The 14,573-nt window shown below is 61.1% G+C and carries 15 protein-coding genes; 11 read left to right on the forward strand and 4 right to left on the reverse strand.

What is annotated here, in order from left to right:
- Positions 1-164: 164 nt before the first annotated feature.
- Both ACA046_RS23615 and ACA046_RS23620 read left to right on the forward strand, forming a co-directional pair.
- Positions 165-770 carry a TetR/AcrR family transcriptional regulator gene (locus ACA046_RS23615; RefSeq protein WP_459022844.1) on the forward strand — a complete coding sequence of 202 codons (606 nt, stop codon included), beginning with the start codon at positions 165-167 and terminating at the stop codon, positions 768-770.
- 194 nt (positions 771-964) lie between these two features.
- Positions 965-1,423 carry an REP-associated tyrosine transposase gene (locus ACA046_RS23620; RefSeq protein WP_497675098.1) on the forward strand — a complete coding sequence of 153 codons (459 nt, stop codon included), beginning with the start codon at positions 965-967 and terminating at the stop codon, positions 1,421-1,423.
- A 126-nt stretch (positions 1,424-1,549) separates the two neighbouring features.
- Here ACA046_RS23620 and ACA046_RS23625 read toward each other — a convergent pair whose 3' ends face one another.
- A complete protein-coding gene (locus ACA046_RS23625) occupies positions 1,550-1,990 on the reverse strand; it encodes a GlcG/HbpS family heme-binding protein (protein WP_093207568.1) in 441 nt (146 codons plus the stop codon).
- Between the two features lie 267 nt (positions 1,991-2,257).
- On the opposite strand from ACA046_RS23625, the gene gcl reads away from it, so the two are divergent.
- The 8 genes from gcl (at position 2,258) to ACA046_RS23665 (ending at position 11,814) form a co-directional block, all read left to right on the forward strand.
- On the forward strand, positions 2,258-4,033 hold the full coding sequence (gene gcl, locus ACA046_RS23630) for a glyoxylate carboligase (RefSeq protein WP_076015203.1): 1,776 nt from the start codon (positions 2,258-2,260) through the stop codon (positions 4,031-4,033).
- 10 nt (positions 4,034-4,043) lie between these two features.
- Entirely contained in the window at positions 4,044-4,826 is a 783-nt protein-coding gene (gene hyi, locus ACA046_RS23635; protein WP_497675099.1) for a hydroxypyruvate isomerase, read from the forward strand.
- 175 nt (positions 4,827-5,001) lie between these two features.
- Positions 5,002-5,892 carry a 2-hydroxy-3-oxopropionate reductase gene (locus ACA046_RS23640; protein ID WP_459022851.1) on the forward strand — a complete coding sequence of 297 codons (891 nt, stop codon included), beginning with the start codon at positions 5,002-5,004 and terminating at the stop codon, positions 5,890-5,892.
- 178 nt (positions 5,893-6,070) lie between these two features.
- Positions 6,071-7,366: a glycerate kinase type-2 family protein gene (locus tag ACA046_RS23645; RefSeq protein ID WP_459022853.1), complete on the forward strand. Its 1,296-nt coding sequence runs from the start codon at positions 6,071-6,073 to the stop codon at positions 7,364-7,366.
- Positions 7,356-8,771 carry a pyruvate kinase gene (pyk, locus tag ACA046_RS23650; RefSeq protein ID WP_076015200.1) on the forward strand — a complete coding sequence of 472 codons (1,416 nt, stop codon included), beginning with the start codon at positions 7,356-7,358 and terminating at the stop codon, positions 8,769-8,771. The genes ACA046_RS23645 and pyk overlap by 11 nt, the downstream gene beginning before the upstream one ends.
- Before the next feature lie 200 nt (positions 8,772-8,971).
- Entirely contained in the window at positions 8,972-9,847 is an 876-nt protein-coding gene (locus ACA046_RS23655; protein WP_497675100.1) for an urea transporter, read from the forward strand.
- A 31-nt stretch (positions 9,848-9,878) separates the two neighbouring features.
- Complete coding sequence (locus tag ACA046_RS23660; protein WP_076015198.1) at positions 9,879-10,703, forward strand: ion transporter; 825 nt, start codon at positions 9,879-9,881, stop codon at positions 10,701-10,703.
- A gap of 106 nt (positions 10,704-10,809) precedes the next feature.
- Positions 10,810-11,814 carry a sulfate ABC transporter substrate-binding protein gene (locus tag ACA046_RS23665; RefSeq protein ID WP_076015197.1) on the forward strand — a complete coding sequence of 335 codons (1,005 nt, stop codon included), beginning with the start codon at positions 10,810-10,812 and terminating at the stop codon, positions 11,812-11,814.
- 141 nt (positions 11,815-11,955) lie between these two features.
- On the opposite strand, the gene ACA046_RS23670 is transcribed toward ACA046_RS23665, so the two are convergent.
- Positions 11,956-12,570 carry a DUF5666 domain-containing protein gene (locus ACA046_RS23670; RefSeq protein WP_497675101.1) on the reverse strand — a complete coding sequence of 205 codons (615 nt, stop codon included), beginning with the start codon at positions 12,568-12,570 and terminating at the stop codon, positions 11,956-11,958.
- Positions 12,571-12,748: 178 nt separating this feature from the next.
- Here ACA046_RS23670 and ACA046_RS23675 point away from each other — a divergent pair, with 178 nt between their 5' ends.
- Positions 12,749-13,945 carry an MFS transporter gene (locus ACA046_RS23675; RefSeq protein WP_497675102.1) on the forward strand — a complete coding sequence of 399 codons (1,197 nt, stop codon included), beginning with the start codon at positions 12,749-12,751 and terminating at the stop codon, positions 13,943-13,945.
- On the opposite strand, the gene ACA046_RS23680 is transcribed toward ACA046_RS23675, so the two are convergent.
- Complete coding sequence (locus ACA046_RS23680) at positions 13,946-14,350, reverse strand: type II toxin-antitoxin system HicB family antitoxin (protein WP_318301834.1); 405 nt, start codon at positions 14,348-14,350, stop codon at positions 13,946-13,948.
- A gap of 21 nt (positions 14,351-14,371) precedes the next feature.
- Positions 14,372-14,560: a type II toxin-antitoxin system HicA family toxin gene (locus tag ACA046_RS23685; RefSeq protein ID WP_459022860.1), complete on the reverse strand. Its 189-nt coding sequence runs from the start codon at positions 14,558-14,560 to the stop codon at positions 14,372-14,374.
- Between the last annotated feature and the right edge of the window lie 13 nt (positions 14,561-14,573).

Here is a 14,573-nt window from a genome sequence, read left to right on the forward strand (position 1 = left end):
CGCGCCCGGCCTGTGCCTGTACGACCGTGAATGCGTTCAGCATCAAGACAGACAAAGTCAGCTGAGCGCCCGCAGAGCAAGGGCTACAGCGGGATTCTTGAGCCCTGCGCAAAGCCGGTGCTACCATGCCCGACCGCCTGTCTTGGCAAGGAATGACCTGGTCTATGAGCACCATTCGCGAGCGCAACAAAGAACTGATCCTGCGGGCTGCCAGTGAGGAGTTTGCCGACAAGGGCTTCGCCGCGACCAAAACCAGCGACATCGCCGCCAAGGCCGGGCTGCCCAAGCCCAACGTCTATTACTACTTCAAGTCCAAGGACAACCTCTACCGCGAGGTGCTCGAAAGCATCATCGAGCCGATCCTGGCGGCGTCCACACCGTTCAATCCCGATGGCGACCCCAAGGAAGTGCTGAGCGGGTACATCCGCTCGAAAATCTGCATTTCCCGGGATCTGCCGTTTGCCTCCAAAGTGTTCGCCAGCGAAATCATGCACGGCGCCCCGCACCTGAGCGCCGAACAGGTGGAACAGCTGAATGCCCAGGCCAAGCACAACATCGACTGCATTCAGAGCTGGGTGGACCGAGGGCTGATTGCAGAGATTGACCCGCATCATTTGATGTTCAGCATCTGGGCGGCGACGCAGACGTATGCGGATTTTGACTGGCAGATTTCAGCGGTGACCGGGAAGGTCAAGCTGGATGAAGCGGATTATGAGGCGGCGGCGCAGACGATTATTCGGTTGGTGCTTAAAGGGTGTGAGCCGGACTGAAAGGCATCGCAGGCAAGCCAGCTCCCACACTGGATGTGTGCCAGACATAAATTGTTTAAACGACGCAGATCCAACGTGGGAGCGGGCTTGCTCGCGAAAGCGCCCTCCCAGACACATCCTGCACAAAGCCAGACCATCATCCCCAGATTCCCCAACCTAGCCTCTCAGGACACTTTCTGAAGAGAGGCAAAGGAATGCCTGATCCAGCTACTTCACATCGCCTGCGTATCGGGCGATTCAGCGAATCCAACCGCATTTACCTGATCACCACCAACACCCACGAACGCGTGCCAATATTCAGTGACTTTTATCTGGGCCGGCTGGTGGTCTGGCAATTCAGGGTCGCCCAATACCAAGGGTTGGCGAACTCCCTGGCCTGGGTGGTCATGCCCGACCACTTTCACTGGTTGATCGAGCTGCAAAAAGGCTCATTGGGAGACCTGATGTGCCAGGTGAAGTCCAAAAGCACTCGAACCGTTAATGGCGCTACCCGCCGCAAGGGGCGGCTTTGGCAAACCAGCTTTCATGATCGGGCGCTGCGCAAGGACGATGACTTGGTGAAGATGGCTCGGTATGTAGTGGCTAACCCATTGAGAGCCGGGTTGGTGGAGCGGATTGGCGACTATCCTTTGTGGGATGCGATTTGGGTTTAGAGCCGGGACCGAGTTGCCGCTTTCGCGAGCAAGCCCGCTCCCACATTTGACCGCACTCCAAAGCTGGAACTCGGTAAAATGTGGGAGCGGGCTTGCTCGCGAAGAGGCCCTCCCAGTCACCTCAAATCAAGCCGAAACCCCCGCATCCGCCCACAACCCCTGCCCCTCAATCGCACTGATCGCACACTGCTCATCAATATCCGACGTATCCCCGCTGATCCCGATGGCTCCCAGCACCACGCCCTCCTGATCCCGAATCAACACCCCGCCCGGTGCCGGCACCACGCTGCCCTGCCCCAGGCTGTTCAACGCCGCAATAAACGCCGGCCGCTGCTGCGCATCCAGTGCCAGTAGCCGCGAGCCCTTGCCCAGGGCAATCGCACCCCAGGCCTTGCCGATCGCGATCTGCGGGCGCAACAGGCTCGCGCCATCTTCGCGCTGCAACGTAATCAAATGCCCGCCGCTGTCGAGTACCGCAATGGTCAGCGGCGCTGACGAAATGGTGCGGCCTGCCGCGATGGCATGACTGGCCAGGTTGACTGCGACTTTCAAGGTTAAAGCGCTCATGGGTGCCGTCCTTATCTTGTTATGGGAAAGCCGTGGGGCTCTGTTTGATCAGAAGCCGGATCAAACAAATAGAACACAATAGATTTATTTTTTGTATACAATATTTCTAAACATACGCACCACACGTCGAAATATTCCTGTCCAAAAGCCTTCCGACGAACGTAAAGGCCACCCAAGAAAATGGATTGACCTGCCCCGCTCGCCGTGAATACACTTCGGACCAACACCACTTGTATACAATTACAAAACGCAAGAGGCACCAAAACCATGAGCAAAATGAGAGCAATCGAAGCCGCTGTCCTGGTGATGCGCCGTGAAGGGGTCGACACCGCCTTCGGTATCCCGGGCGCCGCGATCAACCCGCTGTATTCGGCCTTGCAGAAGGTCGGTGGCATCGATCACGTCCTTGCTCGCCATGTTGAAGGCGCCTCGCACATGGCCGAGGGCTACACCCGCACCAAGGCCGGCAATATCGGCGTGTGCATCGGCACGTCGGGCCCGGCGGGCACTGACATGGTCACCGGCCTGTACAGCGCCTGGGCCGACTCGATCCCGATCCTGTGCATCACCGGCCAGGCGCCCCGTGCTCGGATGCACAAGGAAGACTTCCAGGCTGTCGACATCACCAGCATCGTCAAGCCGGTGACCAAGTGGGCAACCATGGTGATGGAGCCCGGCCAGGTGCCGTATGCCTTCCAGAAAGCCTTCTATGAAATGCGCTCCGGTCGCCCAGGCCCAGTGCTGATCGACCTGCCATTCGACGTACAAATGGCCGAGATCGAATTCGACATCGACGCCTACCAGCCGCTGCCCCTGGCCAAGCCGTTGGCGACCCGCATCCAGGTGGAAAAAGCCCTGGCCCTGCTGGACCAGGCCGAACGCCCATTGCTGGTGAGCGGTGGCGGTGTGATCAACGCCGACGCCAGCGAGTTGCTGGTGGAATTCGCTGAATTGACCGGCATTCCGGTGATCCCGACCCTGATGGGCTGGGGCACGATTCCGGACGATCACCCGCAGATGGTAGGCATGGTCGGCCTGCAAACCTCCCACCGTTATGGCAACGCGACGATGCTCAAATCGGACGTGGTGCTGGGCATCGGCAACCGCTGGGCCAACCGTCACACCGGTTCGGTGGAGGTGTACACCGAGGGCCGCAAATTCATTCACGTGGACATCGAGCCGACGCAAATCGGCCGCGTATTCACCCCAGACCTGGGCATCGTTTCCGACGCTGGCTCAGCCCTGACCATGTTCATTGAAGTGGCCCGCGAGTGGAAAGCCGCCGGCAAGCTCAAGGACCGCAGCGCCTGGCTGCACGACTGCCAGCAGCGCAAGGCCACCCTGCACCGCAAGACCCACTTCGACAACGTGCCGGTCAAGCCGCAACGGGTGTACGAAGAGATGAACCAGGTGTTCGGCAAAGACACCTGCTACGTCAGCACCATCGGCCTGTCGCAGATTGCCGGCGCGCAGTTCCTGCACGTGTACAAACCCCGTCATTGGATCAACTGCGGCCAGGCCGGCCCGCTCGGCTGGACGATTCCAGCGGCGCTGGGTGTGGTCAAGGCTGATCCGACCCGCAAAGTCGTGGCGCTGTCCGGCGACTATGACTTCCAGTTCATGATCGAAGAACTGGCGGTGGGCGCGCAGTTCAAGCTGCCGTACATCCACGTGGTGGTGAACAACTCCTACCTGGGCCTGATCCGCCAGGCCCAGCGCGGGTTTGAAATGGACTACTGCGTGCAGCTGTCCTTCGACAACCTCAACGCGCCGGAACTCAACGGTTATGGCGTCGACCACGTGGCTGTCGCCGAAGGCCTGGGTTGCAAGGCCCTGCGCGTATTCGAGCCAGGTCAGATCCAGCCTGCACTGCGCAAGGCTCAGGAAATGATCGAAGAGTTCAAGGTGCCGGTAATCGTTGAAATCATTCTGGAGCGGGTGACCAATATTTCCATGGGAACCGAGATCAACGCCGTCAACGAATTCGAAGATCTGGCACTGGTGGGCAACGACGCACCGACTGCCATTTCACTGCTCGATTAAGGAGAAACCCATGCCGCGTTTTGCCGCCAACCTGTCCATGCTGTTTACCGAACAGGACTTTCTTGCCCGTTTCAAAGCCGCCGCCGACGCGGGCTTCAGTGGCGTGGAGTACCTGTTTCCCTATGAGTTCAGCTCGGCTGAAATCAAGGCGCAACTCGATGCCCACGGCCTGACCCAAGTGCTGTTCAACCTGCCGGCCGGTGACTGGGCCAAGGGCGAACGCGGCCTGGCGTGCCACCCGCATCGGGTCGAGGAATTCCGTGCCGGGGTCAACCTGGCCATCGCCTACGCCCAGGTGCTGGGCAATACCCAGATAAACTGCCTGGCGGGGATTCGTCCTGCCGGTGTGGATGACGCCACCCTGGAAAAAACCTTCGTCGCCAACCTCAAGTACGCCGCCGACAAGCTGCAAGCGGTGGGCATAAAGCTGGTGATGGAGATGATCAACACCCGCGACATTCCGGGCTTCTACCTCAACAACACGGCGCAGGCCCTGTCGATTCGCGAACAGGTGGGCAGTGCCAATCTGTTCCTGCAATACGACATCTATCACATGCAAATCATGGAAGGCGACCTGGCCCGCACCATGGCCGCGCACCTGGGTGAGATCAACCACATCCAGCTGGCGGACAACCCGGGCCGCAACGAGCCGGGCACCGGTGAGATCAACTACCGCTTCCTGTTCGAACATTTGGACCGCATTGGTTATCAGGGTTGGGTCGGCTGTGAGTACAAGCCGTTGACCACCACTGAAGCCGGGCTGGGATGGCTCAAAAGCCACAACGCGATCTAACTGAACACACACAGCACCCAATGTGGGAGCGGGCTTGCTCGCGAAAGCGGTGGATCAGTCGACATCAATGCTGAATGTCGGCCCCATTCGCGAGCAAGCCCGCTCCCACATTGGATCTCCTGTGTTTAGCAGGCCGCGCCAGGCCTGCACACCTAACAATAAGAGGATTTTCATCATGGCTAAAATCGGATTTATCGGCACCGGCATCATGGGCCAACCCATGGCCGCCAACCTGCAAAAGGCCGGTCACCAACTGTTCCTGTCCGAGCATCACGGCAAGGCCCCGGCTGAATTGATCGACGCTGGCGCGGTGGCACTGGCCAACCCGCAGCAAGTGGCTCAGGAAGCCGAGTTCATCATCGTCATGGTGCCCGACACCCCGCAGGTCGATGATGTGCTGTTCCGCGCCGACGGCGTTGCTGCAGGCCTTGGGCCGAACAAAGTAGTGATCGACATGAGCTCGATCTCGCCCACCGCCACCAAAGCCTTCGCCGCGAAGATCAACGAGACCGGCGCACGCTACCTCGACGCACCGGTATCCGGTGGGGAAGTCGGCGCCAAGGCCGGCACCCTGAGCATCATGATCGGCGGCGACCCGCATACCTTCGAACGCGCCCTGGCGCTGTTCCAGGCCATGGGCAAGAACATCACCCTGGTGGGCGGCAATGGCGATGGCCAGACTGCCAAAGTGGCGAACCAGATCATCGTTGCCCTGAACATCCAGGCGGTGGCCGAAGCGCTGCTGTTCGCCTCGAAGAACGGCGCCGACCCGGCCAAGGTGCGTGAAGCGCTGATGGGCGGTTTTGCCTCCTCGAAAATCCTCGAAGTGCATGGCGAGCGGATGATCAAGGGCACCTTCGACCCGGGCTTCCGCATCAGCCTGCACCAGAAGGATTTGAACCTGGCACTGGCCGGTGCCAAGGAACTGGGGATCAACCTGCCGAACACCGCCGGCACCCAACAGGTGTTCAGCACCTGCACCGCAATCGGTGGCGGCAACTGGGACCACTCGGCGCTGATCAAGGGCCTGGAACATATGGCGAATTTTTCGATTCGCGATAAATAACGCCCGTTGAAATGCGATCGAATGTGGGAGCGGGCTTGCTCGCGAAAGCGGTGTATCAGTCAGCATGGATGTCGAATGGTAGACCGCTTTCGCGAGCAAGCCCGCTCCCACATTTTTGACCGCATTTCACATCGAATTTGAGTCACCCCTAATAACAAGAATCCCCGGGAGCCCGCTTATGTCGGTCGATCCGCAACACCTGCTTCGCGAGCTGTTTGCCACAGCCATCGACGCCGCCCACCCCCGGCAAGTCCTCGAACCCTATCTGCCCGCCGATCGCAGCGGCCGTGTCATCGTGATCGGTGCCGGCAAAGCCGCCGCCGCCATGGCGCTGGTGGTGGAAAACTGCTGGCAAGGCGAAGTCACAGGCCTGGTGGTCACCCGCTACGGCCACGGCGCGCCCTGCAAGAAAATCGAAGTGGTCGAAGCCGCGCACCCGGTGCCGGATGCCGCAGGCCAGGCCGTAGCAAAACGTGTGCTGGAACTGATCAGCAACCTCAGCGAAGACGACCGCGTGATCTTCCTGCTCTCCGGCGGTGGCTCTGCGCTGCTCGCCCTTCCGGCCGCCGGTATCACCCTGGCGGACAAGCAAGCGATCAACAAAGCCCTGCTCAAATCCGGCGCTGCCATTGACGAGATGAACTGCGTACGCAAGCACCTCTCTGCGATCAAGGGCGGTCGCTTGGCCAAGGCCAGCTGGCCGGCCACGGTCTACACCTATGCGATTTCCGATGTGCCGGGTGACCAGGCCACCGTCATCGCTTCGGGCCCCACCGTCGCCGACCCGAGCACCTCGCAACAGGCGTTGGCGATCCTCAAGCGCTACCAGATTGAAATCCCGGCGTCCGTACGCACCTGGCTGCAAAGCCCGGAGTCGGAAACCGTCAAGCCCGGCGACCCGGTGCTCGCCCGCAGCCATTTCCAGCTGATCGCGCGCCCGCAGCAATCCCTGGAAGCCGTGGCGGTGAAAGTCCGCCAGGCCGGTTTCAGCCCGCTGATCCTCGGCGACCTGGAAGGCGAAGCCCGAGACGTGGCCAAGGTGCACGCCGGGATCGCCCGGCAAATCATCCAGCACGGCCAGCCGTTGGCGGCGCCTTGCGTGATCCTTTCTGGCGGTGAAACCACCGTGACCGTGCGCGGCAACGGCCGTGGCGGACGCAATGCCGAATTCCTGCTGAGCCTCACCGACAGCCTCAAGGGCCTGCCCGGCGTCTACGCCCTGGCGGGTGACACCGACGGCATCGACGGTTCCGAAGACAACGCCGGCGCAATCATGACACCCACCAGCTACGCCCGCGCCGAAGCCCTGGGTTTGAGCGCCCGCGATGAGCTGGACAACAACAATGGCTACGGCTACTTCGCGGCCCTCGACGGCTTGATCATCACTGAGCCGACCCGCACCAACGTCAACGATTTTCGCGCCATTCTGATTCTAGAGAGCCCTGAAAGAGAGTCCCCTGAACATGACGCCTGACAAGAAGGTCAAGATCCTCGCCACGCTGGGCCCCGCCACCGACAGCATCGACGACATTCGCGAGCTGGTGGAAGCCGGGGTGAACATCTTCCGGCTGAACTTCAGCCATGGCGATCATGCCGATCACGCCCAGCGCTACCAGTGGATTCGCCAAGTGGAGCGCCAGCTCAACTATCCCCTCGGCATCCTCATGGACCTGCAAGGCCCGAAGCTGCGGGTCGGACGTTTTGCCGAAGGCAAGGTGCAACTGATTCGCGGCCAGGCCCTGCGCCTGGACCTGGACCCGACACCCGGTGACCAGCGTCGGGTCAACCTGCCGCACCCGGAAATCATCGCGGCCCTGAAGCCCGGCATGGACCTGCTGCTGGACGACGGCAAGCTGCGCCTGCGGGTGATCACCAAGCACGCCGACGCCATCGACACCACCGTGCTCAATGGCGGCGAATTGTCAGACCGCAAAGGCGTGAACGTGCCCCAGGCGTTGCTGGAACTCAGCCCGCTGACCCCCAAGGACCGCCGCGACCTCAGCTTCGGCCTGGAACTGGGTGTGGACTGGGTGGCGCTGTCGTTTGTGCAACGCCCGGAAGATATCCGCGAAGCCCGCGAGTTGATCGGTGACAAGGCGTTCCTGATGGCCAAGATCGAGAAACCGTCGGCGGTGCAGCGCCTGCGGGAAATCGCCGAGTTGAGCGACGCGATCATGGTCGCCAGAGGGGACCTGGGGGTGGAAGTGCCGGCGGAGAGCGTGCCGCAAATCCAGAAGGACATCATTGGCGTCTGCCGTCAGTTGGGTAAACCGGTGGTGGTGGCCACACAGATGCTCGAGTCCATGCGCTTCTCCCCGGCGCCGACCCGTGCCGAGGTCACTGACGTGGCCAACGCGGTGGCGGAAGGCGCGGATGCGGTGATGCTCTCGGCAGAAACCGCTTCCGGCGAATACCCGCTGGAAGCGGTGTTGATGATGAGCAAGATCATTCGGCAGGTGGAAAACGGCCCGGACTACCAGACGCAACTGGATGTCAGCCGGCCCAAGGCGGACGCCACGGTGTCGGACGCCATCAGCTGCGCGATTCGCCGTATCAGCAGCATCCTGCCGGTGGCGGTGCTGGTGAACTACAGCGAGTCGGGCAGCTCCAGCCTGCGGGCGGCGCGGGAACGGCCGGCGGTGCCGATTCTCAACCTGACACCGAACCTGTCGACGGCGCGGCGCTTGAGCGTGGCGTGGGGCGTGCATTCGGTGGTGAATGATCGGCTGCGGCAGGTGGATGAGGTGTGCTCCACGGCGCTGGAAATTGCCCAGGCACAAGGTATGGCGCAGCGCGGGGATACGTTGGTGATAACCGCGGGGGTGCCGTTTGGGCAGCCGGGGTCTACTAACTCGTTGCGTATCGAGACGTTGATCTAATCCCCTGTGGCAATGCTTTCCTTGTGGTGAGCTGGCTTGTTGTGGCGAGGGGGCTTGTCCCCCGTTGGGCTGCGCAGCGGCCCCAAAAAAAGCGGGAGCGCTACGCACTCCAACGGGGGACAAGCCCCCTCGCCACAACAGCCCTTCAACACAATAGCCTCCTCACCACAGGGTTCGGCTCTTTCCTGCAGATTATGCTCATGCCCAACCAATCCTGCCCCGACTGGGCCGAAGCCTTGCTCAACGGCTTCAGCCAGATTTTCCTCCAGCGCCACCCGCTGTGTGGCCTGCTCTGCCTGCTGGCAATCCTGATCGGCGCCCCGACCCTGCTCGGCGGTGCACTGCTGGGCGGGGTCGCCGGTTTGCTGACCGCCCAACGCCGCGGCTATCCCAAGGTCGAGCGCCAGGCTGGCCTTTATAGCTATAACGGTGTGCTACTCGGCTTGCTGATCAGCCAGCATTTCACTTGGTCCGCACTGCTGCCGCCGCTGATCCTCGCCTGCGGCGGCCTCAGCGCAATCCTCACCCGCCAATGGCTCAAACGCGCCGCCAACCCTGACGACCTGCCCGCCTACACCACACCGTTTGTCGTACTCGGCTGGCTGCTGCTGGGCACCACCGCGCCCGCCGCATTTGCCGCCAGCGAACCCGGCACCTGGGCGCTACTCTGCGCGCCGTTCAGAGGCCTCGCCCAAGTCATCCTGCTGAACCAACCCTTGGCCGGCCTGTTGATCGCCCTCGGCCTGCTGCTCGCCAGCCGCCACGCCGCGTTGTGGGCGCTGGCCGGTGCGAGCCTCGGCGTGCTGGTCGCCCTGCTGATGGACGAACCCGCCACCGCCCTGCTTGGCCTGCACAGCTATAACCCGGCACTGGCGGCATTGGCCCTCAGCCGGCATCGCCGCCAACCCTGGCTGCCGCTGATCGGCATCCTGCTGGCGATCATCCTCACGCCTGGCTTCGCCGGCCTGAACCTGCCTGCGCTGACCGCGCCGTTTATCCTCGCCACCTGGCTGGTGCGCGCCAGCCATCGAGTGATGCACAAAGCCCGCATGGACAGCCCCTTCGAATCCCCCTAGGCTTGCTCGACATTCGATTCAGGCGGGTTTTATGGACAGCAACAACGACTGGCGTCAGCGGCTCTACGTCATGGTATTCCAAAGCGACACCGTCGCCGGGCGGCGCTTCGATGGCATCCTGCTGCTGATCATTCTCGCCAGCCTGGTGATCGTGATGCTCGACAGCATCGACCAGGTACACCAGAACTACGCTGATGTGCTGGCCTATATCGAGTGGGGCTTCACGCTGATCTTTCTGATCGAGTACGGGTTGCGTCTGTACTGCTCGCCCAAACCCTTGCGCTATGCCTTCAGCTTCTACGGGCTGGTGGACTTGCTGGCCATTGTCCCCGGCATCCTGGCGCTGTATTACAGCGACGCGCAGTACCTGCTGATCATCCGGATCATTCGGATGCTGCGGATTTTCCGTGTGCTCAAGCTCAGCCCGTACCTCAAGCAAGCCAACTACCTGATGGCGGCGCTGCGGGGCAGCAAGCAGAAGATCGTGGTGTTCCTGGTCAGCGTCTGCACCCTGGTCACGGTGTTCGGCACCTTGATGTACGTGATCGAAGGCCCGGAACACGGCTTTACCAGCATTCCCAAGGGCATCTATTGGGCGATCGTGACCCTGACCACCGTAGGGTTTGGCGATATCGTGCCGAAGACCCCGCTGGGCCAAGTGATTTCGTCATTGGTGATGATCACCGGTTACTCGATCATCGCCGTGCCCACCGGGATCTTCACTGCCGAACTGGCCAATGCCATGCGGGGTGACGCGCTGCAAACCGATTGCCCGGTGTGCAAGAAAAACAGCCATGAGCCGAACGCCGCGTTTTGCTCACGCTGTGGTAACGGGCTTTTCAAGAAAGTGGAATAAGCAAAGTTCTTTTTAATCTTTAAGCGACTATGCGCCCCCCCGTTATAGTCGCTGGCATATTGCCCCTACATCGTCGACAACCTTCTCGAACAACAAGGAATGAGCAGTGAAAAAACTCGTTAGCGCCTCTCTCCTGGCCGCCGGCCTTGCACTGGCTGGCGTCGTCCAGGCCGCCCCGGTCACTCTGCTCAACGTCTCCTACGACGTGATGCGCGACTTCTACAAAGACTACAACGCCGCCTTCCAGAAGCACTGGGCCGCCGAGCATCCAGACGACAAGCTGACCCTGCAGATGTCGTTCGGTGGCTCGAGCAAACAGGCACGCTCGGTGATCGACGGCCTGCCGGCTGACGTGATCACCATGAACATGGCCACCGACATCAACGCCCTGGCCGACAACGGCAAGCTGGTGCCGGACAACTGGGTTACCCGCCTGCCGAACAACAGCGCGCCGTTCACCTCGGCCACGGTGTTCATCGTGCGTAAAGGCAACCCGAAAGCCCTGAAAGACTGGCCGGATCTGGTCAAGGACGGCGTACAAGTCATCGTGCCGAACCCGAAAACTTCCGGTAACGGCCGCTACACCTACCTGTCGGCCTGGGGGTATGTGCTGAAGAACGGTGGCGACGAGGAGAAGGCCAAGAAGTTCGTGGGCGACCTGTTCAAACACGCACCCGTGCTGGACACCGGTGGCCGTGCCGCTACCACCACGTTCATGACCAACCAGATCGGCGACGTACTGGTGACGTTTGAGAACGAAGCAGAAATGATCGCCCGTGAATTTGGCCGTGATCAGTTCGAAGTGATCTACCCAAGCGTCTCCGCCGAGGCTGAGCCGCCGGTGTCGATCGTCGACAAAGTGGTCGAGAAAAAAGGCACCAAAGTGGCTGCCGAGGAATACCTGAAGTACCTGTGGTCGCCAGAAGGCCAGGAAATTGCCGCCAACAACTACCTGCGTCCACGTGACCCGAAAGTACTGGCCAAGTACACCGACCGTTTCCCGAAAGTCGACTTCCTGTCGGTAGAGAAGACCTTTGGTGACTGGCGCACCGTGCAGAAGACCCACTTCAATGATGGTGGGGTTTTTGACCAGATCTACTCCGGCCAATAAGCAGTTCTGACTGGAGAAACCTGGTCAAACATGTGGGAGCGGGCTTGCTCGCGAATGCGGTGGATCAGTCGGTACATCCGGTGACTGTCACACCGCATTCGCGAGCAAGCCCGCTCCCACATTTGTTTCAGTGTTCAGCCGTTACATCGGCGGCGTCACGCCATCCTTACCCGCAGAAATCGCCTGGGCCGTCACGCTCCCATCCGCGCCCTTCGCCGCAAACATCACCACTTTCACCCCCGGCTTCAGCAAGCTGCGATCACCCGGCTCCAGGTTGACGATCGGCACATCGTCCGGCACCACGATCTTCTGTTCGCCGCCCTTGTACTTGACGGTCAACGTCCGGCCATTGCTCACCACCAGGTCACCCACGGTGCCGTTGGTCATGCTGCTGCCTTCCTTCAGGTCGAACGCCCGGTGCCCGTCGCCGGTACCTGCCATTGCCGGTGGAAACACATGCACTTCCAGCGCCGTCAGGGTGCCATCCGCGTTCGGCATGGCCGCCGAACCGATGTAACTGCCCGGCTTGATGTCTTCGATCTTGGCCAGGGTAACGGCGCGCACCAGGGTGTCTTTGGTCAAGTGAACAGTGACGTCTTCGCCGCTGTTGACCTTGACCTGCATCGCGTCGCCGTCCATCGCGGTAATCGCACCCCGCACGCCGACACGCGGGGCATCCTGGGCCTGGGCAACACCCACGGTCATCAGCGCGGCCAGGCTTGAGGCCAAGAGCATCTTGTTGAATATCGTCTTCATGGCAGTCGATTTCCTGTTTAAGCAGTTGTGACTAAATGTATCATCGAGCCTCAGCCCGAAAGTTAACGTTTCAGTCATTAATTCCCGGCATGAGTGTTATCACCACAGACAGGCTACTCGCCCCCAGGCTCAATCATTATTCTCGCTCGCCTCTTTCCTTCGCTTTTATGAGAACGCCATGAACGCCACGCCCCACGCTACAAGCACCATGACCCGAGGCATGGTGATGCTGTTTGCGTTCTGTTGCGGCGCCATCGTCGCCAACATCTACTACGCCCAACCGATCATCGAGCTGATCGCCCCGGATATCGGCCTCACGCCGGCCATGGCCAGCCTGATCGTGTCCCTGACCCAGATCGGCTATGCCCTGGGCCTATTCTTCCTGGTGCCATTGGGCGACCTGCTGGAAAACCGCCGGCTGATGATCATCACCACCGTGGTGGCCATCGCCAGCCTGCTGGGTGCGGCGTTCACCGAACAGCCCAACCTGTTCCTGCTGGTGTCGCTGCTGATCGGCTTCAGTTCGGTGTCGGTACAAATCCTGATTCCGCTAGCGGCACACCTGGCGCCGGCTGAATCCCGTGGCCGGGTGGTCGGCAGCATCATGGGCGGTTTGCTGCTGGGTATCCTGCTGGCGCGGCCGGTGTCCAGCGTGGTGGCCGACCACTTCGGCTGGCGCGCCATGTTCATGGCCGCCGCGGCCCTGATGGCGTTTATCAGCGTGGTGCTGATGCTGACCATCCCCAAGCGTCAGCCGGATCACGCCGCCAGCTATGGCCAGTTGCTCGGTTCACTGGGCACCCTGCTGCGCCGCCAGCCGGTGCTGCGCCAGCGGGCGTTTTACCAAGGCTGCATGTTCGCTACCTTCAGCCTGTTCTGGACCGCCGCCCCGCTGGAACTGTCCCGCAACCATGGCCTGAGCCAGAGCCAGATCGCCCTGTTTGCCCTGGTCGGTGCCCTTGGCGCCATCGCCGCCCCCATCGCCGGGCGTCTGGCGGATGCCGGCCACACCCACCGCGCCTCATTGCTGGCCATGCTGTTTGCCGCGCTGAGCTTTCTGCCGGCCTTCGTGCACCCGTTGTACAGCGTGATTGGCCTGGCGGTGACCGGCGTGGTCCTGGACTTCTGCGTGCAGATGAACATGGTCCTCGGCCAACGCGCCATCTACGCCCTCGACGCCAACAGCCGCAGCCGCCTGAACGCGCTGTACATGACCAGCATCTTCATCGGCGGCGCCTTCGGCTCGGCGATTGCCAGCAGCGTGTACGAACACGACGGCTGGCTGGGGGTGATGCTGGTGGGCAGCGCCTTCCCGCTGGTGGCGTTGTTGCGCTTCTTGAGTGCATCGCGGCAAGGGGCGGTAGCGACTGCCTAGTTACAACCGCACCAACTTCTCCAAAGCCGCATCGGCCAGAAATGACGAGCGGCTTTTCACTTTGTGCTCGCGCACATAACGGTCGATACGCTGGATCACATAGCCGGGCAAGGTCACATTGACCTTCTCGGTCTTGCCCAGATACGGCGAGATGTCGAGCTCCAACATCCCCCAGCCCATGCCGGCGTAGTCCTCATTATCGTGATGGGCGGCCACCGACGTTGGCATCGGAATCACCCGGCCTTCTGCCGCGATCTCCTGCAACAGGATGTGCGCCACTTCAACCGCAGCGTTGTAAGCCTCTTCAAAACTGTCCCCGGCAGTCACAGCACCTGGAATATCGGGGATCTGAATACCGGTGGCGACAAAGTCATCACCCCATTCGATACAGATTGGGTATTGCATGGAAAATCTCCTTAAACCGTCCTAAAACGAAAACAGCCCGGCACGTTTCCTGATACTTCGCACGGTACCCATGGGCAGATCCTTCTTGGGATGGGGCACCGGTATCGTGTACGGGTTATAGCGATGGGTGAAAATATGATGGCTGCCCGTCACCCGATCCAGCACCCAACCTGCCTCTTGCAGCTCTTTGATCAATAGCCTGCTTTGCACCACAGCCTCCTTG

It is taken from the genome of Pseudomonas sp. LBUM1641 (assembly GCF_059716235.1).

Excerpts from the sequence above, each read along its gene's own strand:
- pyk (WP_076015200.1), top strand. The coding sequence starts at position 7,356 with ATGACGCCTGACAAGAAGGTCAAGATCCTCGCCACGCTGGGCCCCGCC.
- ACA046_RS23670 (WP_497675101.1), bottom strand. The coding sequence starts at position 12,570 with ATGAAGACGATATTCAACAAGATGCTCTTGGCCTCAAGCCTGGCCGCG.
- ACA046_RS23620 (WP_497675098.1), top strand. The coding sequence starts at position 965 with ATGCCTGATCCAGCTACTTCACATCGCCTGCGTATCGGGCGATTCAGC.
- ACA046_RS23615 (WP_459022844.1), top strand. The coding sequence starts at position 165 with ATGAGCACCATTCGCGAGCGCAACAAAGAACTGATCCTGCGGGCTGCC.
- ACA046_RS23675 (WP_497675102.1), top strand. The coding sequence starts at position 12,749 with ATGAACGCCACGCCCCACGCTACAAGCACCATGACCCGAGGCATGGTG.
- ACA046_RS23660 (WP_076015198.1), top strand. The coding sequence starts at position 9,879 with ATGGACAGCAACAACGACTGGCGTCAGCGGCTCTACGTCATGGTATTC.
- gcl (WP_076015203.1), top strand. The coding sequence starts at position 2,258 with ATGAGCAAAATGAGAGCAATCGAAGCCGCTGTCCTGGTGATGCGCCGT.
- hyi (WP_497675099.1), top strand. The coding sequence starts at position 4,044 with ATGCCGCGTTTTGCCGCCAACCTGTCCATGCTGTTTACCGAACAGGAC.
- ACA046_RS23625 (WP_093207568.1), bottom strand. The coding sequence starts at position 1,990 with ATGAGCGCTTTAACCTTGAAAGTCGCAGTCAACCTGGCCAGTCATGCC.
- ACA046_RS23655 (WP_497675100.1), top strand. The coding sequence starts at position 8,972 with ATGCCCAACCAATCCTGCCCCGACTGGGCCGAAGCCTTGCTCAACGGC.
- ACA046_RS23640 (WP_459022851.1), top strand. The coding sequence starts at position 5,002 with ATGGCTAAAATCGGATTTATCGGCACCGGCATCATGGGCCAACCCATG.
- ACA046_RS23680 (WP_318301834.1), bottom strand. The coding sequence starts at position 14,350 with ATGCAATACCCAATCTGTATCGAATGGGGTGATGACTTTGTCGCCACC.
- ACA046_RS23645 (WP_459022853.1), top strand. The coding sequence starts at position 6,071 with ATGTCGGTCGATCCGCAACACCTGCTTCGCGAGCTGTTTGCCACAGCC.